The sequence below is a fragment of the Pseudomonas sp. B329 genome, assembly GCF_023127835.1.
Lineage (GTDB): Bacteria > Pseudomonadota > Gammaproteobacteria > Pseudomonadales > Pseudomonadaceae > Aquipseudomonas > Aquipseudomonas synxantha_A.
Map to the genome: position 1 here is coordinate 66,328 of NZ_SPKP01000069.1, position 21,948 is coordinate 88,275.

Annotated in this window: 19 protein-coding genes; 17 read left to right on the top strand and 2 right to left on the bottom strand. The window is 62.5% G+C overall.

What is annotated here, in order from left to right:
• The first annotated feature begins 166 nt into the window (after positions 1-166).
• The 5 genes from E4P00_RS28315 (at position 167) to trxC (ending at position 9,181) form a co-directional block, all read left to right on the top strand.
• Positions 167-1,792, top strand: a complete 1,626-nt coding sequence (locus tag E4P00_RS28315; RefSeq protein ID WP_216090638.1) for a methyl-accepting chemotaxis protein — start codon at positions 167-169, stop codon at positions 1,790-1,792.
• Between the two features lie 230 nt (positions 1,793-2,022).
• Complete coding sequence (locus E4P00_RS28320; protein ID WP_005784108.1) at positions 2,023-3,765, top strand: potassium/proton antiporter; 1,743 nt, start codon at positions 2,023-2,025, stop codon at positions 3,763-3,765.
• 49 nt (positions 3,766-3,814) lie between these two features.
• A complete protein-coding gene (gene mscK / locus E4P00_RS28325; RefSeq protein ID WP_248133475.1) occupies positions 3,815-7,198 on the top strand; it encodes a mechanosensitive channel MscK in 3,384 nt (1,127 codons plus the stop codon).
• 48 nt (positions 7,199-7,246) lie between these two features.
• Positions 7,247-8,710, top strand: coding sequence for a protein adenylyltransferase SelO (gene selO / locus E4P00_RS28330; RefSeq protein WP_248133478.1), 1,464 nt, complete (start codon positions 7,247-7,249; stop codon positions 8,708-8,710).
• Between the two features lie 36 nt (positions 8,711-8,746).
• Entirely contained in the window at positions 8,747-9,181 is a 435-nt protein-coding gene (gene trxC / locus E4P00_RS28335; RefSeq protein ID WP_032878279.1) for a thioredoxin TrxC, read from the top strand.
• Between the two features lie 130 nt (positions 9,182-9,311).
• Here the strand turns inward: trxC and E4P00_RS28340 are convergent, their stop codons facing one another.
• Complete coding sequence (locus E4P00_RS28340) at positions 9,312-9,536, bottom strand: DUF6124 family protein (RefSeq protein ID WP_216090636.1); 225 nt, start codon at positions 9,534-9,536, stop codon at positions 9,312-9,314.
• Positions 9,537-10,016: 480 nt separating this feature from the next.
• The gene (locus E4P00_RS28345) at positions 10,017-10,787 is read right to left on the bottom strand and encodes a ParA family protein (protein WP_020301660.1); all 771 of its coding nucleotides are present in this window, start codon (positions 10,785-10,787) and stop codon (positions 10,017-10,019) included.
• A gap of 314 nt (positions 10,788-11,101) precedes the next feature.
• On the opposite strand from E4P00_RS28345, the gene E4P00_RS28350 reads away from it, so the two are divergent.
• The 12 genes from E4P00_RS28350 to E4P00_RS28405 are packed head-to-tail and all read left to right on the top strand — an operon-like array spanning position 11,102 to position 21,928.
• The gene (locus E4P00_RS28350) at positions 11,102-11,824 is read left to right on the top strand and encodes a beta-ketoacyl synthase chain length factor (RefSeq protein WP_078820110.1); all 723 of its coding nucleotides are present in this window, start codon (positions 11,102-11,104) and stop codon (positions 11,822-11,824) included.
• Positions 11,800-12,612, top strand: coding sequence for a lysophospholipid acyltransferase family protein (locus E4P00_RS28355; protein ID WP_248133479.1), 813 nt, complete (start codon positions 11,800-11,802; stop codon positions 12,610-12,612). Before E4P00_RS28350 ends, E4P00_RS28355 begins: the two co-directional genes overlap by 25 nt.
• Entirely contained in the window at positions 12,590-12,859 is a 270-nt protein-coding gene (locus tag E4P00_RS28360) for a phosphopantetheine-binding protein (protein ID WP_005784090.1), read from the top strand. Before E4P00_RS28355 ends, E4P00_RS28360 begins: the two co-directional genes overlap by 23 nt.
• A 9-nt stretch (positions 12,860-12,868) precedes the next feature.
• Positions 12,869-13,123 (top strand): acyl carrier protein, encoded by a 255-nt coding sequence (locus E4P00_RS28365; protein ID WP_003187949.1) that lies wholly within the window; start codon positions 12,869-12,871, stop codon positions 13,121-13,123.
• Positions 13,120-13,665 (top strand): hypothetical protein, encoded by a 546-nt coding sequence (locus E4P00_RS28370; RefSeq protein ID WP_078820107.1) that lies wholly within the window; start codon positions 13,120-13,122, stop codon positions 13,663-13,665. Before E4P00_RS28365 ends, E4P00_RS28370 begins: the two co-directional genes overlap by 4 nt.
• Complete coding sequence (locus tag E4P00_RS28375) at positions 13,662-15,332, top strand: acyl-CoA synthetase family protein (RefSeq protein WP_248133480.1); 1,671 nt, start codon at positions 13,662-13,664, stop codon at positions 15,330-15,332. The genes E4P00_RS28370 and E4P00_RS28375 overlap by 4 nt, the downstream gene beginning before the upstream one ends.
• Positions 15,325-16,059 (top strand): glycosyltransferase family 2 protein, encoded by a 735-nt coding sequence (locus tag E4P00_RS28380; RefSeq protein ID WP_122732447.1) that lies wholly within the window; start codon positions 15,325-15,327, stop codon positions 16,057-16,059. Before E4P00_RS28375 ends, E4P00_RS28380 begins: the two co-directional genes overlap by 8 nt.
• On the top strand, positions 16,056-16,991 hold the full coding sequence (locus tag E4P00_RS28385) for a glycosyl transferase (protein WP_248128461.1): 936 nt from the start codon (positions 16,056-16,058) through the stop codon (positions 16,989-16,991). The genes E4P00_RS28380 and E4P00_RS28385 overlap by 4 nt, the downstream gene beginning before the upstream one ends.
• On the top strand, positions 16,975-18,516 hold the full coding sequence (locus E4P00_RS28390) for an aromatic amino acid ammonia-lyase (protein WP_248133482.1): 1,542 nt from the start codon (positions 16,975-16,977) through the stop codon (positions 18,514-18,516). Before E4P00_RS28385 ends, E4P00_RS28390 begins: the two co-directional genes overlap by 17 nt.
• Positions 18,509-18,937: an acyl-CoA thioesterase gene (locus E4P00_RS28395; protein ID WP_032878289.1), complete on the top strand. Its 429-nt coding sequence runs from the start codon at positions 18,509-18,511 to the stop codon at positions 18,935-18,937. Before E4P00_RS28390 ends, E4P00_RS28395 begins: the two co-directional genes overlap by 8 nt.
• Positions 18,931-19,626: an outer membrane lipoprotein carrier protein LolA gene (locus tag E4P00_RS28400; protein WP_032878290.1), complete on the top strand. Its 696-nt coding sequence runs from the start codon at positions 18,931-18,933 to the stop codon at positions 19,624-19,626. Before E4P00_RS28395 ends, E4P00_RS28400 begins: the two co-directional genes overlap by 7 nt.
• Positions 19,598-21,928 carry an MMPL family transporter gene (locus E4P00_RS28405; RefSeq protein WP_248133484.1) on the top strand — a complete coding sequence of 777 codons (2,331 nt, stop codon included), beginning with the start codon at positions 19,598-19,600 and terminating at the stop codon, positions 21,926-21,928. Before E4P00_RS28400 ends, E4P00_RS28405 begins: the two co-directional genes overlap by 29 nt.
• Positions 21,929-21,948 lie beyond the last annotated feature (20 nt).

Consider the following 21,948-nt stretch of genomic DNA (forward strand, 5'->3'; position numbering starts at 1 on the left):
AGCCTTAGTGACTGCAATTACCCGATCTGGTTCCTCCAATGCCCCCAACCCTTCGTCAGATGCGACAAAAGCGCGCAGCCCCTTAAGACTTTAGTCGCAGGGCCGATAACGCAGGCACACCTCGTCTCATGGCCGCACGGATCGCGCTTCCCCCCAGGATTCCAGCATGTCTCTTCGTAATATGAATATCGCCCCGAGGGCCTTCCTCGGCTTCGCGTTTATTGGCGCCCTGATGTTGTTGCTGGGTGTGTTCGCCCTGAACCAGATGAGCAAGATTCGCGCAGCCACCGAAGACATCACCTCAGCCAGCGTGCCAAGCATTCGTGCCCTCGACGAATTCACCCAACTGACCCTGCGCCTGCGCGTGCTGTCGTATCGCTTGCTGACCAACCGCGAGCCGGATGTACAGCAAAAGACTTTGGAAGCCTTCGAGTTGCGCAATCAGCAGATTCGCACGGCCCAGGGCATCTACGAAAAATTGATCACCAGCACTCAAGAGCGCAACGCCTACGACGAATACGTGCGCCTGCTGGGCCAGTACCACCAGATTGAAGAGCGCATGAAGAGCCTGTCACGCGCCAATCAGGTCGACGAGCTGCGCAACTTGCTGAACACCGAGTTGCTGAGCAACTCCGAGCAAGTCAACGCCGTATTGACCCGCTTGCTGGATATCAATAACGACGACGCCAACGCCACCAACCAGCAAGCCAAAGACCAATACGACATGGCCTTCGACCTGGTGGTGGGCCTGCTGGTGGTTGCCACGGCGCTGACCGTGTTGTTCGCCTGGTTGCTGACCCGCAGCATCACCCTGCCCATCGCCCGTGCCCTTGAAGCCGCCGAAGAAGTGGCCGAAGGTAACCTGACGCGCCCGATCACCGTAGACGGCAACGACGAAGCCGGCCGCCTGCTCGCCGCCATGGCCAAGATGCAAAACAAACTGCGCGATACCCTGCAACGCATCGCCGGCTCCGCCACTCAGTTGGCGTCTGCCGCCGAAGAGCTGAACGCCGTCACCGACGAAAGCGCCCGTGGCCTGACCCAGCAAAACAACGAAATCGAACAAGCCGCCACCGCCGTCAACGAGATGACCAGCGCCGTTGAAGAAGTCGCACGCAACGCCGTGAGCACTTCCGAAGCTTCGCGCAACGCCACCACCTCTGCCGGTGATGGTCGGGACCTGGTGCAGGAAACCGTCAGCGCCATCGAACGCATGAGCGCTGACGTGCAGGCCACCGCCTCCCTGATTGGCGACCTGGCCAATGAATCGCGGGATATCGGCAAAGTGCTGGACGTGATTCGCGGCCTGGCCGACCAGACCAACCTGCTGGCCCTGAACGCGGCGATTGAAGCCGCACGCGCCGGGGAAGCCGGACGTGGTTTCGCCGTAGTGGCCGACGAGGTGCGAGCGCTGGCCCATCGCACGCAACAGTCCACCAGCGAGATCGAGCGCATGATCGGCAGTATCCAGACGGGTACTGAGCACGCAGTGGATTCGATGCGAAACAGCACCGAGCGGGCCGAATCGACGCTGAACATCGCCAAGGGCGCGGGCATGTCGCTGGACACCATCAACACCGCAATTGTCGAGATCAACGAGCGCAACCTGGTGATCGCCAGCGCGGCGGAAGAACAGGCCCAGGTGGCGCGGGAAGTGGACCGTAACCTGGTGAATATTCGCGACCTGTCGGTGCAATCCGCTACGGGTGCCAGCCAGACCAGCGCCGCGAGCAACGAACTGTCGCGCCTGGCGGTGGACCTGAACGGGATGGTAGGCCGCTTCCGTCTCTAACTGACGGCACTTGAAAATGTGGGAGGGGGCTTGCTCCCGATTGCGGTATATCAGTCAACTTATCTGTGGCTGACCCACCGCTATCGGGGGCAAGCCCCCTCCCACATTTGCTTCTGCAAAAATTCAGAAAAAGCTTTTTGACAGTGCAGCAATTCAACAGGTTAGAATCGCTGGCACGCAGACTGCATGGTCAGTTTGCGCCCCGTCTTCCCTGCTCTGGAGTACTGCCTTTGAATGCGACGACCATCAACAGCCTGTTCTTGATCGGCGCGTTGCTGGTAAGTGCGAGCATTCTGGTGAGTTCCCTTTCGTCCCGCCTGGGCATCCCGATCCTGGTGATCATCCTGGCCGTGGGCATGACCGCCGGTGTCGATGGCGGCGGCATCATTTTCGATAACTACCCGACTGCCTACCTGGTGGGCAACCTCGCCCTGGCCGTGATCCTGCTCGACGGCGGCTTGCGCACACGGGTGGCGAGTTTCCGCGTGGCGCTGTGGCCGGCCTTGTCCCTGGCCACGGTGGGGGTGTTGATTACCACCGGCCTCACCGGCATGGCGGCGGCCTGGCTGTTCGACCTCAATATCATCCAGGGCTTGCTGATTGGCGCCATCGTCGGCTCCACGGACGCTGCAGCGGTGTTCTCGCTGCTGGGCGGCAAGGGCCTCAACGAACGGGTCAGCGCCAGCCTGGAAATCGAATCCGGCAGCAACGACCCGATGGCGGTGTTCCTCACTGTCACCCTGATCGACATGCTCGCCAGCGGCCAGACCGGCCTGCACTGGAGCCTGTTGACTCATCTGATTCGCGAATTCGGCATCGGTGGCCTGGTGGGCCTGGGCGGCGGCTGGCTGATGCTGCAGCTGGTCAACCGCATCAACCTGGCCAACGGCCTGTACCCGATTCTGGTAATCGCCGGCGGCCTGTTCGTTTTCGCCCTGACCAACGCCCTGCACGGCAGCGGCTTCCTGGCCGTGTACCTGTGCGGCCTGGTCATCGGCAACCGCCCGGTGCGCAGCCGCCATGGCATTTTGCATATGCTCGATGGCATGGCCTGGCTGGCGCAGATCGGCATGTTCCTGGTGCTGGGCCTTTTGGTCACGCCCCATGACCTGCTGCCCATCGCCTTGCCCGCGCTGGGCCTGGCGCTGTGGATGATCCTGTTTGCGCGGCCTCTTTCGGTGATGGTTGGCCTGCTGCCGTTCAAGGCATTCCACGGTCGCGAAAAGGCCTTTATCGCCTGGGTCGGCCTGCGCGGCGCGGTGCCGATCATCCTCGCGGTGTTCCCGCTGATGGCTGGCCTGCCCCATGCGCAGCTGTACTTCAACCTGGCGTTCTTTATCGTGCTGGTGTCGCTGCTGGTGCAGGGCACAAGTCTGCCGTGGGTGGCCAAGTTGCTCAAGGTCACCGTACCACCGGACCCGGCACCGATTTCCCGCGCAGCCCTGGAAGTACACGTCACCAGCGAGTGGGAGCTGTTCGTCTACCGCCTGGGCGCGGAAAAATGGTGCATCGGCGCGGCCCTGCGCGAGCTGAAAATGCCCGAAGGCACGCGCATCGCTGCACTGTTCCGGGGCCAGCAACTGCTCCATCCGTCGGGTAGTACGGTGTTGGAAGTCGACGATTTGCTCTGTGTAATCGGCCACGAACACAACCTGCCGGCCCTGGGCAAACTGTTCAGCCAGGCACCGCAACGGGGCCTCGATTTGCGCTTCTTCGGCGACTTCGTGCTCGAAGGCGACGCCCAGCTGGGCGCGGTTTCGGCCTTGTACGGGCTCAAGCTCGAGGGTATCGACCCGGACATGCCGCTGAGTCGCTTCATCACCCAGAAGGTCGGCGGTGCACCGGTGGTGGGCGACCAGGTGGAATGGAACAACACCATCTGGACTGTCGCGGTCATGGACGGGAACAAGATTGGCAAAGTCGGCGTCAGATTCCCCGAAGGAAGTCGCCCGGGCCCCGGACTCTTCCTCTAAACTGCGGGGCAACAACGCCCCGATTCTTCACCTTGCAAGACCGGTCTCTATGCCAACCCTGCGCACTTTTATCGCCACTGCCCTGCTGGGCCTGACCCTTTGCGTCGGCGCCGTTCACGCTGCCGACCCGCCCAGCGCCGACGCCATCCAGCAAACCCTGGATAAACTGCCCGACCGCAAGCTGCCCGACGCTGACATGAAGGCGTTGCAGGGCATCCTGCAGCAGACCCTGACGTACCTGGCGAACCAGCAGGATTACGAGCAGCGCCTGGCCGATCTCAAGCGTCAGCTGGAAGAGGCCCCACGCCAGACCGCCGACAACCAGCGCGAGCTGGCCCGGCTCAAGGCCACCAAAATCATCCCGGTAGCCCAACGCTACGCCTCGCTGCCCGTGCCGCAGCTTGAGCAATTGCTGGTGCAACGCAGCACCCAGCAAGGCGACCTGCAAAAAGAGCTGGCCGACGCCAACAGCTTGACCATCGCCGCCCAGACCCGCCCCGAGCGCGCCCAAACCGAAATCAGCAGCAGCCAGACGCGCATCCAGCAGATCAATGCCACGCTCAAGCTGGGCAAAGACAACGGCAAAGCCCTCAGCGGCGACCAGCGCAACCAGCTGAACGCTGAACTGGCGGCCCTGAATGCGCTCATCCCCCTGCGCCGCCAGGAGTTGGCCGGCAACAGCCAGTTGCAAGACCTGGGCAACAGCCAGCACGACCTGATCCAGGAAAAAACCGCGCGCCTGGAGCAGGAAATCCAGGACCTGCAAACCCTGATCAACCAGAAACGCCTGGCCCAGTCCCAGCAGACGGTGACGCAACAGTCCATCGAAGCCCAGAAAGCCGGGGGCAGCAGCATCCTTGCCAAGGAAAGCGCCGACAACCTGAAGCTCTCCGACTACCTGCTCAAGAGCACTGACCGTCTCAATGACCTGACCCAGAAGAACCTGCAGACCAAGCAGCAACTGGACACGGTCAACCAGAGCGATTCGGCCCTGGACGAGCAGATCAACGTGCTCAAGGGCAGCCTGCTGCTTTCCAAGATTCTGTATAAGCAAAAACAGGCCCTGCCGCGCCTTACCGTCGACCGCGACCTGGCCGACGATATCGCCAACATTCGCCTGTACCAGTTCGAGGTCAACCAGCAGCGTGAGCTGATCAGTTCCCCCAGCGCCTATGTGGATAACCTGCTGGCCAACCAGCCACCGGACGAAGTCACGCCGCAACTGCGTCGCACCTTGCTGGAACTGGCGATCACCCGCAGCGACCTGCTGGAGCGCCTGAGCCGCGAGCTGAGTGCGCTACTGAACGAATCGATCACCCTGCAACTGAACCAGAAGCAACTGCTGAGCACCGCCACTACACTGCGCGCGACGCTTGATGAGCAGATGTTCTGGATCCCGAGCAACAAGCCGCTGGACACCGAATGGCTGGAAACCGTGCCGGCGCACCTGAGCAAGCAAGTCGCCACCCTGCCCTGGGCGTCCAGTGTCAGCGAACTGTATGACGGCCTGACCCAGCGCCCGTTGCTGTTCCTGCCGCTGCTGCTGTTGCTCGGCGCGCTGTTGTGGCGGCGCAAGGCGTTGTACCAGCGCCTGAACAAGGTCCACCTGGACATCGGTCACTTCAAGCGCGACAGCCAGTGGCATACGCCGCAGGCGATCCTGATCAATATCCTGCTGGCAATGCCGGTGTCACTGGGCCTGGCGCTGTGCGGCTATGCATTGCAGATCGACGCCCGCGGGCAAAACGCCAACCTGGGCTCGGCCCTGCTGCAGATCGCCCAGGCGTGGCTGGTGTTCTACACCGCCTACCGCATCCTTGCGCCGGGCGGCGTGGCCGAACTGCACTTTCGCTGGGAGAAACCTCAGGTCCAGTTCCTCCAGGGCTGGATACGCAAGCTCGGGCTGGTGGTACTGGCCCTGGTGGCGGTGGTGGCGATTGCCGAACACCAACCGGCGGCACTGGCCGAAGACGTGCTGGGCATTGCCGTGGTGCTCACCTGCTATGGCTTGATGGCGTGGCTGCTGAGTCGCCTGCTGCTCAACAGCCCCACCCATGAAAAGGCCTCGCTGTTTCGCAAGGCCATCGGGCTGGTGTTCACCGCCCTGCCGATCGCGCTGTTCATCGCCGTGTGCTTTGGCTACTACTACACCGCCCTGAAACTCAGCGACCGGCTGATCAACACCCTGTACCTGCTGATGTTCTGGCTGGTGATCGAAGCCACCTTCGTGCGCGGCCTCGGCGTGGCCGCCCGGCGCCTGGCCTATGCCCGCGCCCTGGCCAAACGCCAGGCCGCCAAGGAAGCCGGTGATGGCGAAACGGTGATCGAGGAGCCGACCCTGGACATCGAACAGGTCAACGAACAGTCCATGCGCCTGATCCGCCTGGCTTTACTAGGCGGCTTTATCGCGGCGCTGTACTGGGTGTGGTCGGACCTGATCTCGGTGTTTTCGTACCTGGATAACGTCACCCTGTACGAATACACCAGCGGTACGGGTGCCAATATCAGCATGGTGCCCATCAGTATCGGCGACCTGCTCGGCGCGTCGATCATCATCGGCATCACCTTCGCCCTGGCGCGCAACCTGCCCGGCCTGCTGGAAGTGCTGGTGCTGTCCAAGCTGGACCTGGCCCAGGGCAGCGCCTATGCCACCACCACCTTGCTGTCCTACATCATTGCCGGCGTAGGGTTTGTCACCACCCTGTCCACCCTCGGCGTGAGCTGGGACAAGCTGCAATGGCTGGTTGCGGCGCTGTCGGTGGGCCTGGGCTTCGGTATGCAGGAGATCTTCGCCAACTTCATCTCCGGCATCATGATCCTGTTCGAACGCCCGGTGCGCATTGGCGACACCATCACCATCGGCAACCTATCGGGCACAGTGAGCAAAATCCGCATTCGCGCCACCACCATCACCGACTTCGACAACAAGGACATCATTGTCCCGAACAAGACTTTCATTACCGGGCAACTGATCAACTGGTCGCTGACCGACACCATCACTCGCGTCACCTTGAAACTCGGCGTGGACTACGGCTCCGATCTGGATCTGGTGAAGGAATTGTTACTCAAAGCCGCACGGGAAAACCCGCGGGTACTGAAAGAACCCGAACCCCATGTGTACTTCCTCAACTTCGGCGAAAGCACCCTGGACCACGAGCTGCGCATGCATGTGCGCGACCTCGGCGACCGCAACCCGGTGCTCGACGAGGTCAACCGCTTTATCAACCGTGAGTTCAAGAAACAGCACATCAACATCTCGTTCCGGCAGATGGAGATCTACCTGAAAAACCTCCACGGCCAGGAATACAAGCTGGTGCCGGCCGAGGATGAGCGCAAGACCATCGTCGAGCCCGTCGACAAGTCCGACGCACCAGAGCCACCCGCCGGCAAAGTGGTGGATGCGCCCGAGCCGCCACCGAGCAAACTCGACTAAACGCCCTATCCCCAGCAGAATGCTCGGACATTCTGCTGGAGATGGCCGGTGAAAGCCCTCGACGAACTGACCTTCGACAACCGCTTCGCACGCCTGGGCGACGCGTTCTCAACCCACGTATTGCCAGAGCCCCTGGACGAACCGCGCCTGGTCGTGGCAAGCAATGACGCCATGGTGCTGCTCGACCTTGACCCGGCCGTGGCTGAAACGCCCGTGTTTGCCGAACTGTTTGGCGGCCACAAGCTGTGGGCCGAAGCCGAACCACGAGCGATGGTTTATTCGGGGCATCAGTTTGGCGGCTACACCCCGCAATTGGGCGATGGCCGCGGGTTGTTGCTGGGCGAGGTCTACAACGAGGCCGGCGAGCATTGGGATTTGCACCTCAAGGGCGCGGGGATGACACCTTACTCGCGCATGGGCGACGGGCGTGCGGTATTGCGCTCTTCGATTCGCGAATTCCTCGCCTCCGAAGCGTTACACGCGCTGGGCATCCCCAGCAGCCGCGCGCTATGCGTGATCGGCTCCAGCACCCCGGTCTGGCGTGAGAAACAGGAACGTGGCGCCATGGTGTTGCGCCTGGCCCATAGCCATATCCGCTTCGGGCATTTCGAATACTTCTACTACACCAAGAAGCCCGAACAGCAGGCCGAGCTGGCCGAACACGTGTTGAATCTGCATTACCCCGAGTGCCGCGAGCAGCCTGAGCCGTACCTGGCGATGTTCCGCGAAATCGTCGAGCGCAATGCCGAGATGATCGCTAAATGGCAGGCGTACGGCTTCTGCCACGGTGTGATGAACACCGACAACATGTCGATCCTGGGCATCACCTTCGACTTCGGGCCGTTTGCGTTTCTCGATGATTTTGACGCGCACTTCATCTGCAACCATTCCGACCATGAAGGGCGCTACTCCTTCAGCAACCAGGTGCCTATCGGGCAGTGGAACCTCAGCGCCTTGGCCCAGGCGCTTACGCCGTTCATCAGCGTTGATGCCTTGAAGGAGGCACTTGGCCTGTACCTGCCGTTCTACCAGGCCCACTACCTGGACCTGATGCGCCGCCGGCTGGGGCTCACGAGCGCTGAAGAGGATGACCAGAAACTGGTGGAAGACTTGCTCAAGCTGATGCAGAACAGCGGCGTGGACTACACACTGTTCTTCCGACGCCTGGGCGATGAATCCGCGGCGCTGGCCGTGACGCGGCTACGTGACGACTTTGTCGACCTGGCCGGGTTTGATGCCTGGGCCGAGCGCTACAAGGCCCGCGTTGCGCGGGATGGGGATTACACCCTGGAACAGCGCCGTGAGCGGATGCATGCGGTGAACCCGCTCTACATCCTGCGTAACTACCTGGCCCAAAACGCCATCGCCGCCGCCGAATCAGGCGACTACAGCGAAGTGCGACGGCTGCATGAAGTGCTAACCAGGCCGTTTGAAGAGCAAGCGGGGATGGAGCAGTACGCGCAACGGCCGCCGGATTGGGGTAAGCATTTGGAGATTAGTTGTTCGTCGTAAGTCCTGAAACCCATAGCCACCCCCAAGGAGCCCCCGATGTCCGAATCTCTTGTCATCCCCTGCCCACATTGCAACGGCCTCAACCGCATCCCCGGCGAACGCCTGGGTGATGCGCCCAAGTGCGGGCGTTGCAAGCAGTCGGTGTTGCTGAGCAAACCCTTTGATTTGAAACAGGGCGACTATGCCAGCCAGATCAAGGGCGACCTGCCGCTCCTGGTCGATGTGTGGGCCGAATGGTGCGGGCCGTGCAAGTCGTTTGCGCCGGTATTCGAGCAGGCCGCCGGGCAGCTTGAAGGCAAGTGCCGGCTGGCGAAGCTGGACAGTGAGGCTAATCAGCAGCTGTCGGCGCAGTTGGGGATTCGTTCTATTCCCAGTTTGATTCTGTTCAAGAACGGTCGCGAAGTGGCGCGCCAGAGCGGAGCGTTTCCGTTGCCGCAGCTGATGAGCTGGTTGCGTAGCCAGGGGGTGTAACCACCCCTTCAGAACACCGCTGGACAGTGTGGGAGGGGGCTTGCTCCCGATAGCAGTAAGCCAGTCAACTTATCAGGGGACTAACACACCGCCATCGGGAGCAAGCCCCCTCCCACATTTTGACCGCATTTCAGCCTTGAGGGAGTGGGGCTTCGCGGTCCATCATCTGGCCGACCAGCATGACGCCCAGTTCGCTTAATTGGTGAATCGCCAGAGCCACATCGCGATGTTCGCCTGTGAGGTCGTTGGACAAGTTGAGTAATAGCGTGCGCACGGAGGAGAAGATTTCGTAGCTGTTGAGCACGAGGGCTTCGGTGGGGAGGTTGGGTGAAACATTGAAAAGACGGATAGACATGCATTTGTTCCCTGATAGGGCCACTACCGTTTCGCTACTAAACGAAGGGTGGCAGCTGTACGCAGGTTAGTAGACCGGGGAACAAAGCAAAGACCGGCGCACCCGAAGGTGCCCTGCGCACAGCCACCATCAGATAGGCGATAACGCCATGCTTTTGGAGCAGGTGCACATGCTTTGGTCGGTCAGGCTACTAAACCCGATCACTGAACATTCAGCGACCGGCAAACCTTAGAGACGCCCATCCAGACGCACAAGCCGGCCGATTCTGGCGTAGCTGTAGGCAAGGTTACAAGGCACAAGCCCAATTGCCAGACCCTTCCTACAGACCCCGTGGGACAAATCCAACCCCCCCGCCGAAATGCAATCCAAACTGTGGGAGCTGGCTTGCCTGCGATGCAGGCGACTCGGTCTGCCTGGTACACCAAGGTGATGCCATCGCAGGCAAGCCAGCTCCCACAGTGTTCTGCGCTGCCTGTGGGGTCAGGCATTTTCCAGCAGGTTATGCAGCTCCACAAACTGCTGCGTCAGTTTATGCCGTGGGTCCAGGTGGATCAGCGGCTTGCTCTCCTGGTGCGACTCGCGCATACGCACGGAGCTGGCCAGGTACACCGGCAGTACCGGCAGCCCTTCGGCAATCAGCTCATCGAGAATCTGCTGCGGCAGGCTCGCCCGGGCCTGGAATTGGTTGACCACGATGCCTTCCACTTCCAGGCCTTCGTTATGGTCGTCCTTCAATTCTTCGATCTCAGCCAGCAAGCCATACAAAGCCTGGCGCGAAAAGCTGTCGCAATCGAAGGGGATCAGCACACGATCAGCGGCAATCAGCGCCGAAACCGCATAGAAGTTCAACGCGGGTGGGGTGTCGAGGTAAATCCGGTCGTAATCCTCGCTCAACTCATCCAGCAGCTTTCGCAGCTTGTTGATCTTGTGCTTGGCTTCGAGCTTGGGCTGCAGGTCTGCCAGCTCGGCGGTGGCGGTGATGACGTGCAGGTTGTCGAACGGCGTTTCGTAGATATCCACCTTGTTCTTCTTCGAAAACGGCCCGGAAGATAACGTTTGCTTGAAAAAATCCGCGATCCCCATGGGGATGTCGTCGCCCGTCAGCCCGGTGAGGTACTGGGTCGAGTTGGCTTGCGCATCGAGGTCCACCAACAGGGTTCGATAACCTTCGCTGGCGCTGACCGCCGCCAGGTTGCAGGCGATGCTGGACTTGCCCACGCCGCCTTTTTGATTGAACACCACGCGCCGCATGGAAAAACCTCCGTGTATCAATGAATGACCGAGTGTAGAGCGCAAAAGCGCCAGTTAGCTACCTCGTTCATCCGGGCGCCGCATCTGGCTAACAAACAAATAGGAGTGTGCCTATTCCACGGTCGGTCAGCGATGACCAACAATCTGTAAATTCTTCCAACTTATTTGTGATCGATAGTGAACAAATTTTCACCACTATTTGCTAGAACCCCGCGGCACCGGGATAATGCGCGCCATTCGGCTATTGCTCTCTGTCCCGGAATCCGGGGCCATTGGCCGCACATGGAAGCCCGCAGGGGCGGGATAACTTCTCAGTGATCAACTTCAACATCGCCCAATGGCGCGCCTGGGCTCCTGGCCTTGAGAGTGCGCACGACTGGCACGCCTGGTGCCGGGACCCGGTGTTGCTGCCCGTCAGCGAAGCCTGCCCGGATGTGTCATTTCTGCCAGCTATGCAGCGCCGCCGCTTGAGCCGGCTGGCGCGCATGGCATTCAGCGTCGGCTGGCCGCTGGCCGAGGGCCTTGCAGAGCTGCCGCTGGTGTTCATTTCCCGCCACGGCGAAACCCCGCGCACCCTGGATATCCTCAGCGATCTGGCCAACGAGCAGCCGCTGTCGCCCACCCAGTTCAGCCTGTCGGTGCACAACGCGGTGATCGGCCTGTGGTCGATCCTGCGCAATGAAACCGCCGAGATGACTGCCCTCGCCGCCGTTGGCGATGGCCTGGAGCACGGCCTCCTCGAAGCCGCCGCACTGCTCAACGAAGGCGCCCCGGCGGTGCTGCTGGTGATCACTGAAGAACAGCCGCCCGAAGCCTACGCCGGCTGGATCCATGACGTACCGTTCCCCTATGCCCTCGGCCTGTTGCTCACACCGGGCGACGAGTGGCAGCTGGAACTTACCACCGGCACTGTCCAACCCTCCACCATCGCCCAGTGGCCCCACGCCCTGAACCTGCTGCGCACCCTGCTGACCGAACAGGGCGCCTGCCAACATGCCTGGAAGAACCGAGTATGGAACTGGCAACGCAAGCCCTGACCGACAAGCCTCGGGACGCCTATTACTGGCGCCTGTTCGCTACCGCCGCGAGCTTTTTCCTGTTCGGCGTGGGCGGGTTGTGCCTGCGTTTGCTGGTGTTTCCATTGCTCAGTTGCTTGCCGGGCAGTGCCGAACAGCACCAGCGCCGTGCACGTCACACCATCAGCCGGCTGTTCTGGTTCTTTGTGCGGTTGATGCAGCGTGTCGGCGTGCTGACCTACAGCGTGGAAGGCGCCGAGAAGCTCGGGCGCCCAGGGCAGATGATCGTTGCCAACCACCCGTCGCTGATCGATGTGGTGTTCCTGATCGGCCTGATGCGCCAGACCAACTGCGTGGTCAAGCAGAGCCTGTTCCAGAACCCCTTCACCCGCGGGCCGGTGCGTGATGCCGGCTACATCAGCAACGACGGCAGCGCCGATATGCTCGATGCGGCTGCCGATGCCCTGCGCGCCGGCCAGACCCTGATCATCTTTCCCGAAGGCACACGCACCACACCCGGCGCGGCCCCCGCCTTTCATCGCGGCGGCGCGGCCATTGCCCTGCGGGGTGCGACAATCATCACCCCGGTGGTGATCAAGGTCAGCCCCGCCACCCTGACCAAGGCCGAACCCTGGTATCGCATCCCCAAACGTCGATTTCACTTCAGTTTGCGCGTGGGGGCCGATATAGAGCCACAAGCGTTTGCCGCGCTCGGCGCCGCGCCCCAGGCTTCACGCAAGCTCAACGATTACCTGCATCACTATTTCATTAAGGAGCTCGCCGAAGATGAGCGACCAAAAAAGCCTTGAGCACGAGATAAAAGAGCTGATCATCGAGGCCCTGGGCCTGGAAGACATCAGCGCCGACGACATTGGCAGCGAACAGACTCTGTTTGGCGAAGGCCTGGGCCTGGACTCGGTCGATGCCCTGGAATTGGGCCTGGCGATCCAGAAAACCTACGGCATCAAGATCGATGCCGACGCCAAGGACACCCGCAATCATTTCACCAACGTGGCCAGCCTTGCGGCGTTCGTCACGGCCCGACAGGCAGCTTGAGACCGTACCATGCAAACTCGTGACGATATTTTCAACACCCTGCGCGATGCCTTGGTGGAACTGTTTGAACTGCCCCCGGAGCGCGTCACCCTCGACGCCAACCTGTATCAAGACCTGGAAATCGACAGCATCGACGCCGTGGACCTGATCGACCACATCAAGCGCCAGACCGGTAAGAAGATCGCCGCCGAAGAATTCAAGGCGGTGCGCACCGTGAACGACGTGGTTGAGGCGGTATACCGTCTGGTCCAGCCCGCCGCATGAGCCGGCTGATCGGCCTTGGCCTGTTGTTGGCGGGGCTGCTGTACCCCTTTGCGGTGTATTACGGCACCGAGCATTTTGCACCGTGGCAATTCGGCCTGTTGCTGGGCAGCCTGTGGCTGTTGCGCGCCCTGACCGCTGGGCGGCGCCCGGGCAGCCGCTGGATGGCGGTGACGGTGATCGTGTTCTGCGTGCTGCTGGCCTGGTTCGATAACCCGCAGTGGCTGCGTTGGTACCCCAGCCTGGTCAGCGCGTTCATGTTGGCGCTGTTCGGCCTGAGCCTGAAATACGGCCCGCCGATGGTCGAGCGCCTGGCACGCATGACTGACCCGCAACTGCCGCCGAAGGCAATCGTGTATACCCGCCAGGTCACCGTGGTGTGGAGTGCATTTTTTCTGTGTAACGGCTTGCTCGCCGCCGCGCTCACGCTGTGGGCGCCGCTGAGCTGGTGGACGTTGTACAACGGCTTGATCGCCTACGGGCTGATGGCGCTGTTGTTTGCCGTGGAATGGCTGGTACGACAAAGGGTTCGAGGCCGCGTATGAATGGGTTGAAACTTGAGCACTTGTTGCTTGAGCCGCTGCAACAGCGCTGGGTCACCACCGAGCCTGACATGAATCACGCCCAGCTGTGGGAAGCATCCCTGCGCCTGGCGGCCGGCTTGCAGGCGCGAGGCATCCAGCGCCTGGCCGTGTACCTGGAAGACGCGGGCGTCCTGGCGATTGCCTTGCTGGGCGCCTGGCGCGCCGGTGCCAGCGTACTGCTGCCGGCCGACCTGCAGCCCCAGACCCGCCATCGCTGGGACCCTGCCGTCGACGCCTGGTTGATCGAAGCCGCTGATCTCGAGGCGCTGTACCAGGCGCCACTGAGCCCTGCGGTTCTCGACCTGGACACCTGCCAACTGAGCCTGTGCACCTCCGGTTCCAGCGGCGAGCCCAAGCGCATCGACAAGTCCCTGCGCCAACTGGCCAATGAAGTCGAGGCGCTGGAAGCCCTGTGGGGGGCGGACCTCAAAGACGCCTGCATCATCGGCAGCGTCGCCACCCAGCACATCTACGGCTTGCTGTTTCGCGTGCTGTGGCCGCTGTGCGCAGGTCGCACCTTTGTGCGCAAGCAACTGGCGTTCCCCGAAGACATGCAGCGCGCCAGCCGCGAGCACCCACAATTTGCCTGGGTCGCCAGCCCGGCGCTGCTCAAACGCATGGGCGACAACCTCGACTGGTCGGCACTGAGCCAGGTTGCGCGGGTGTTTTCCTCCGGTGGCGCGCTGCCCGTTGAAGCCGCCGGCAGTCTGTATGACCGCTTGCAGCAATGGCCGACGGAAATTCTCGGCAGCTCGGAAACCGGCGGCATCGCCTGGCGCCAGGGCGCGCAACCCTGGCAGCCGTTTGCCGACGTGCAACTGAGCCAGGATGCCGACGGCGCGCTGCGCATCGCATCAAAATACCTCCCCGAAGGGCACATCGAACAGACCGCCGACGCTGCACGCATCCATGCCGATGGCCGCTTCGAATTGCTGGGCCGCCTGGACCGTATCGTCAAGCTGGAAGAAAAACGCATCTCCCTGCCGATGCTCGAACAGGCATTGATGACCCATCCCTGGGTCGCCGAAACCCGCTTGGGTGTAGTGCAGGAAAACCGCGCCTCCCTTGGCGCGCTGGTGGTGCTCAGCAGCGATGGCCTGCATGCCCTGCGCAACCAGGGCCGGCGCACGCTCACCCAAACCCTGCGCCAGCACCTGGGCCAACATTGCGAAGCCCTGGCCCTGCCCCGTCGCTGGCGGTTGCTGCGCCAATTGCCGCTCAACAGCCAGGGCAAGCTGCCCCAGGCCGATATCGAAGCACTTCTGCTGGCTCCCCGGCCAAAAGCCCCCGAAGTGCTGGAGCAGGTCGAAGCCGATGGCGAATGGACCGTGCAACTGAGCGTTCCGCCGGACCTGGCCTATTTCAGCGGGCACTTCCCGGTAACGCCCGTGCTGCCGGGCGTGGTGCAAGTGGAATGGGCATTCAACCTGGGCCAGCAACTGCTCGACTTGCCGAGCACCTTCGCCGGTATGGAAGTACTCAAGTTCCAGCAACTGGTGCGCCCGGGCGATCAGATTGAACTGCACCTGCGCTTTGACCGGGAACGCAGCAAGCTTTATTTCACCTACCGCAACGGCGTTGCCGCCTGTTCCAGCGGTCGCATACAGTTGGTGACTGCGAATGCATAACCCCTGCGCCCTGATTCCGGTGTACAACCACGAAACTGCCGTACCCGCCGTGGTCCGCAGCCTGCTGGGCAGCGGCTTGCCGTGCCTGCTGGTCGACGACGGCAGCAGCCCGGCCTGCGCAGCGGTGTTGGCGCAATTGGCCACCCTCGACAACGTCACCCTGTTGACCCTGCCCAGCAACCAGGGCAAGGGCGGCGCAGTGATGGCCGGCTTTCGCGAAGCGGCGCGCCGGGGCTACACCCACGCCCTGCAAGTGGACGCCGACGGCCAGCACGACCTGCGTGAAGTCGAGACCTTTATCGACACCTCGCGCCGGCACCCTGACGCCGTCATCTGCGGCTACCCCGAATACGACGACAGCGTGCCCAAAGGCCGTTTGTATGCGCGTTACCTGACCCACGTATGGGTGTGGATCAACACCCTGTCGTTGCAGATTCGCGACTCGATGTGCGGTTTTCGCGTGTACCCGCTGGCACCAACCCTGGCCTTGATGGACTCGGCCTACATCGGCACGCACATGGATTTCGACTCGGACATCCTGGTGCGCCTGGCCTGGCGCAACCAACCGATGCGCTGGCTGCCGACCCAGGTGCACTACCCGGCCGACGGCCTGTCGCACTTTCGCTTGTTCCGCGACAACGTTCGCATCAGCGCCATGCACACGCGGCTGTTTTTCGGCATGTTGGTGCGTGCGCCGATGATCCTGTGGCGACGGTGGCAGGCATGAGCGACAGCACCAAGCACTGGGCCGACCGCGAGGAACGCGGCAGCTTCTGGCTGATGAAGCTCACGGCGCTCGCCGCAAAAATCCTGGGTCGTCGCCTGTTGAGCCCTTTGCTCTACAGCATCGTTTTCTACTTCTTTCTGTTTGGCCGCACGGCGCGCCACAGCGCCTGGCAATATCAACAGCGCCTGGCCCAATGGAGTGGGCGCGATGAACTGCTGCCCAGCCACCGGAAAGTCTTCGGCCAGTTCATGGCCTTCGCCGATTCCCTGCTCGACAAGCTCGACGTATGGAACGGCAGGCTGGGCCTGGAACAGATCGAAATCAACGACCCGGCGCAATTGCGCGGGCAACTGCGTGGCGAGCGCGGGCAGATGCTGGTGGGCGCGCACCTGGGCAACCTGGAAGTGTGCCGTGCACTGGCGGAGATCGGTGAACAGGTCACCATGAACGTGTTGGTGCACACCAAGCACGCCGAGCGTTTCAACCGCCTGTTGGGTGAAGCCGGGGCCAGCCATTTGCGCCTGATCCAGGTCAGCGAGCTGGACCCGGCCACCATGCTGCTGCTCAGCCAGCGCCTGGACGACGGCGAATGGCTGGCGATTGCCGGTGACCGCATACCGTTGCACGGTGGGCGCACGGTGCGCGTGGATTTCCTCGGCCACCCGGCTGCGTTCCCCCAAGGCCCGTGGCTGCTGGCCGGGCTGCTCAAATGCCCGGTGAACCTGCTGATGTGCCTCAAACACCAAGGCCGCTATCGCCTGACCATCGAGCCTTTCGCACCGTTGATCGAATGGAAGCGCAGCACCCGCGAGCAGGTGATTGCCGAGTGGACCGCCCGCTACGCCGCACGCCTGGGCCAGTTCTGCCTGCAAGCGCCCCAACAATGGTTCAACTTTTACCCTTTCTGGAAGACCGATGACGACGCATCTTGAGCCGGTAACCTTTGGCGAACGCCCCTTGCGCATCGAAGACGTGCTGGCCCTGGCCAACCGTCAGGCGCCCACGCAATTGCAGGGTGATGCTGCCTATCGTCAGCGCATCGCCAAGGGCGCGCAGTTTCTCGACTCGCTGCTGGACAAGGAAGGCGTGATCTACGGCGTGACCACCGGCTACGGCGACTCCTGCGTGGTGGCGGTGCCGCTGGAACACGTCGAAGCCTTGCCGCGTCACCTGTACACCTTTCACGGTTGCGGCCTGGGCAAGCTGCTCGACGCCCAAGCCACCCGCGGCGTGTTGGCGGCGCGTTTGCAGTCGCTGTGCCATGGCGTGTCGGGCGTACGCGTGGAACTGCTGGAACGCCTGCACGCCTTCCTCGAACACGATGTGCTGCCACTGATCCCGGAAGAAGGCTCGGTGGGCGCCAGCGGTGATCTGACGCCGCTGTCCTACGTGGCAGCGACCTTGTCCGGCGAACGTGAAGTGCTGTTTCGTGGCGAACGCCGCCCGGCGGTCGACGTGCACCGCGAACTGGGCTGGGAGCCTTTGGTGCTGCGCCCCAAGGAAGCCCTGGCCTTGATGAACGGCACCGCCGTGATGACTGGCCTGGCCTGCCTGGCTTTCGCCCGCGCCGACTACCTGCTGCACCTGGCGACGCGCATCACCGCGCTCAATGTGGTGGCGCTGCAAGGCAACCCGGAACACTTCGACGAGCGCCTGTTCGCCGCCAAGCCGCACCCTGGGCAGATGCAAGTGGCCGCGTGGCTGCGCAACGACCTGGCGATTGATGCGCCAACGGCGCCGCTGCATCGCTTGCAGGATCGCTACTCCTTGCGCTGCGCCCCTCATGTCCTCGGCGTGCTGGCCGACAGCCTGAACTGGCTGCGCTCATTTATCGAGATCGAGCTCAACAGCGCCAACGACAACCCAATCATCGACGCCGAAGCAGAACGCGTGCTGCACGGCGGGCACTTCTACGGCGGGCATATCGCCTTCGCCATGGACAGCCTCAAGACCCTGGTGGCCAACGTCGCCGACCTGCTCGACCGCCAGCTCGCGCTGCTGGTGGACGTGCGTTACAACCATGGCCTGCCAAGCAACCTCTCGGGCGCCCCCGCCGACCGCGCGATGATCAATCACGGTTTCAAGGCCGTGCAGATCGGCACCAGCGCCTGGACCGCCGAAGCATTGAAGAACACCATGCCGGCCAGTGTGTTCTCACGCTCCACCGAGTGCCACAACCAGGACAAGGTGAGCATGGGCACCATCGCTGCCCGCGATGCAATCCGCGTACTGGAGCTGACCGAACAAGTAGCCGCCGCCGCCCTGCTCGCCGCCAACCAGGGCGTGTGGCTGCGAGCCCAAGCAGAAGATGCCCGAGCGCTGCCACCGGCACTGGCCGCAATGCACGCAGAATTGGCCATGGACTTCCCGCCAGTCATCGAAGACCGTGCCCTGGAAGGCGAACTGCGCCTGTGCCTGCAACGCATCGCCGCGCAACACTGGAGGCTGCATGCGTAGCCCCGGCGTATTGCACTGCGACACGCAAATCCTCGTGCCGTTTTTCGATATCGACACCATGAACGTGGTGTGGCACGGGCACTACGTGAAGTACCTGGAAGTGGCGCGCTGTGCGCTGCTGGACAAGATCGGCCATAACTACACGGCGATGCTCGAGTCCGGCTACGCCTGGCCGGTGATCGACATGCAGCTACGCTATGTACGTGGCGCGACCTTCGGCCAGACGCTCAATGTGCGTGCCAGCCTGGTGGAGTGGGAGAACCGTTTGAAGGTCAACTACCTGATCACTGACCTGGCGAGCGGCGAGCGCTTGACCCGCGCCAGCACCGTGCAAGTGGCGGTGCAAATCGCCAACCGCGAGATGCAACTTGCCTCGCCCAAGATATTCACCGATGCCGTAGAAAGGGCCCTGAAATGCTGACCCCTGTGGGAGCGGGCTTGCCCGCGATGGTCGTTAACGATAACGCACGACGCCTGACACTACGCAGCGTCCTCAGGTTCTTCGCGGGCAAGCCCGCTCCCACAGGGATTGTGCTTATCCTGCTGTTGGGCGTTCCAGGCTTGGCCCAGGCGTTCGACTTGCAGCAGTTGAGCGATCAGCTTGCAAAACCCTCTGTCATCCACGGCAGCTTCACTCAGGAAAAACACCTGCGCGCCCTGCCCCAGCCGCTGGTCAGCAAAGGCACCTTCGTGCTCGCCAAGGACCACGGCCTGTTATGGCTGCTCAAGACCCCGCTGCAACAGGACTACCGCATCACAGGCCAAGGCATCGCCCGGCGTGACGCCAACGGCTGGCAACCGCTGCCGAACAAGAGCGCCGGGGCCGAACAGAATCGCCTGTTTCTCGCCGTACTCCAGGGCGACAGCAGCGGCTTGCAGCGTGACTTCGAACTGCAACTGCAAGGCCAGCCCCACAACTGGAAGCTCACGCTGACCCCGCGCTCATTGCTGCTCAAGCAAGTGTTCACCCGGATCAATATCGACGGCGGCGAACTGGTGCAAACCATCGAGCTGCTGGAAACCCAGGGCGACAGCACTGTATTGCGTATGCAGGACAGCACGGCCGACCAACCCTTGAGCGATGCGGAGCAACACGACTTTGCCCAGTGAGCGCCTGCTGCCGCGCCTGTTCCTGATCCTGCTGGTGGCCGTGCTGGCCCTGGCCGGCTGGCAGTGGCGCGATGGCGCGCCGTTGTCGGCCAACCTGATGGAACTGGTGCCGGGCAGTACGCCGGACGCCCTGGAACAGCAGGCCGAACAGCGTATGCAAGAACCGCTGAACCGCGAGATGCTGGTACTGGTGGGCCATGCCGACCGCCAGCAAGCACTGGCCGCGGCGCAGCAAATGGGCGAGCGTTGGCAGGCCAGCGGTCTGTTTGAACAGGTGCAATGGAACCTGCAAGCCGACTTGCCGGCGTTGCGCGAGCAACTGCTGCGCGGGCGTTTGTCGATGCTCTCGGCCAACGACCGTGAGCAACTGATCGAACGCCCCGACGCCTTTATCCAGCAACGGGTGCAAGCGCTGTTCGACCCGTTCACCGGCTTCAGCCTGGTGCCGAGCCAGGACGACTGGCTCGGCCTGACCGGGCGTATCCAGAACAGCCAGCCACAACACGGCGCGGTTCAGCTGGACATCGGCAGCGGCGCCTTGATCGCCGAAGCCGACGGCCAAAGCTGGGTGCTGGTGCGGGCACGCACCCACGGCAATGCCTTCGATATGAAATTGCCGTTGCAAGTGGCGGATTTACTCCAGGCCAGCCGCGAGCAGGCTGGTGAGCACGGCGCGCAATTGCTCGCCGCCAGCGGCTTGCTCTACGCGGCCAATGGGCAGCAGCAAGCCACGCGGGAAATCACCTGGGTCGGCGGTGGCGCAACCATCGGCATCCTGTTGTTGCTGTTGCTGGCTTTCCGACGCTGGAGGGTGTTGCTGGCATTTGTGCCGGTGCTGGTGGGCATGCTGTTTGGCGCAGTCGCTTGTGTGGCACTGTTTGGGCATATGCATGTGATGACCCTGGTGCTGGGCTCCAGCCTGATCGGCGTGGCGGTGGATTACCCACTGCACTACCTGTCCAAAAGCTGGAGCCTGCAACCCTGGCGCAGTTGGCCGGCGTTGCGCCTGACCCTGCCGGGGCTGAGCCTGAGCCTGGCCACCAGTTGCATCGGCTACCTGGCGCTGGCCTGGACACCCTTCCCGGCGCTGACGCAAATCGCGGTGTTCTCCGCCGCCGGGCTGGTGGGGGCTTATTTGTGTGCGGTGTGCCTGCTGCCTGCGCTGCTCAAGGGCGTGGAGCTGCGCCCGGCGCAATGGCCGCTGCGTGTCGCCCAGGCCCTATGGCAACTGCGTACCGCCTTGATCAAACGCGTGCCCGGTTCTGTGCTGCTGGTGGCGGTGCTGGTGTTCTGCGCCGCCGGCCTGTGGCAGCTCAACAGCAAGAACGATATTCGCCAGTGGATCGGCGCGCCGCCGCAATTGCTCCAGGAGGCCCAGGCCGTAGCGCGCATCACCGGGTTCCAGCCCACCAGCCAGTTTTTCCTGGTGCGCGCAGATAATCAGCAACAGTTGCTGGAACGCCAGGCCGCCCTGGGCAAACGCCTGGATCAGTTGGTGAACATGGACAAGCTCCAGGGCTACCTGGCGCTCAGTCAACTGGTGAACCTGCCCGAGGAGCAGCAACAACTGCGCGATGCGCTGAACACTCTGGCGCAACACTGGCAACCGCTGCTGGGCCTCGGCGTGCCCGTCAGTGCCCTGCAGGCTGAAGTCGCGCAGTTGCAGGCGCTGCCCACTCAAGACATTGACGCAGCGCTGCAAGGCCCGCTGGCCGAACCCTGGCGCACGCTCTGGCTCGGCCCGGTCGACGGCGGCGTGGCGGCCATGGTCAGCTTGCAAGGCTTGAACAACCCGGCGTTGCTGCGGGTGCAGGCGCTGGATTTGCCCGGCGTGCAACTAGTCGATCGCCTGGGCGACTTGAACCGCGTGTTTGCCGACACGCAAATCAGCGCAGCCGAATTGAAGTTGCTGTCGTGCGTACTGATCGTGCTGTTGCTGATTGCGCCCTTCGGTTTTGGCGGCGCCTTGCGTATCGTCGCCCTGCCCCTGCTGGCCGCGCTGTGCAGCCTGGCCAGCCTCGGCTGGCTGGGCCAGCCGCTGACCTTGTTCAGCCTGTTTGGCCTGTTGCTGGTCACGGCCATCAGCGTTGACTACGCGATCTTGATGCGCGAGCAGATCGGCGGCCCGGCCGTCAGCCTCTTGGGAACACTGCTGGCGGCGTTGACAACCTGGTTGTCGTTCGGCCTGCTGGCGGTGTCGAGTACACCGGCCGTGAGTAATTTCGGTTTATCGGTCAGCCTGGGCCTGGCATTCAGCTTTATGCTGGCGCCCTGGGCAGCCCAGCAGAAACACACCTTATGAATGCGATTATCGCCCATGCG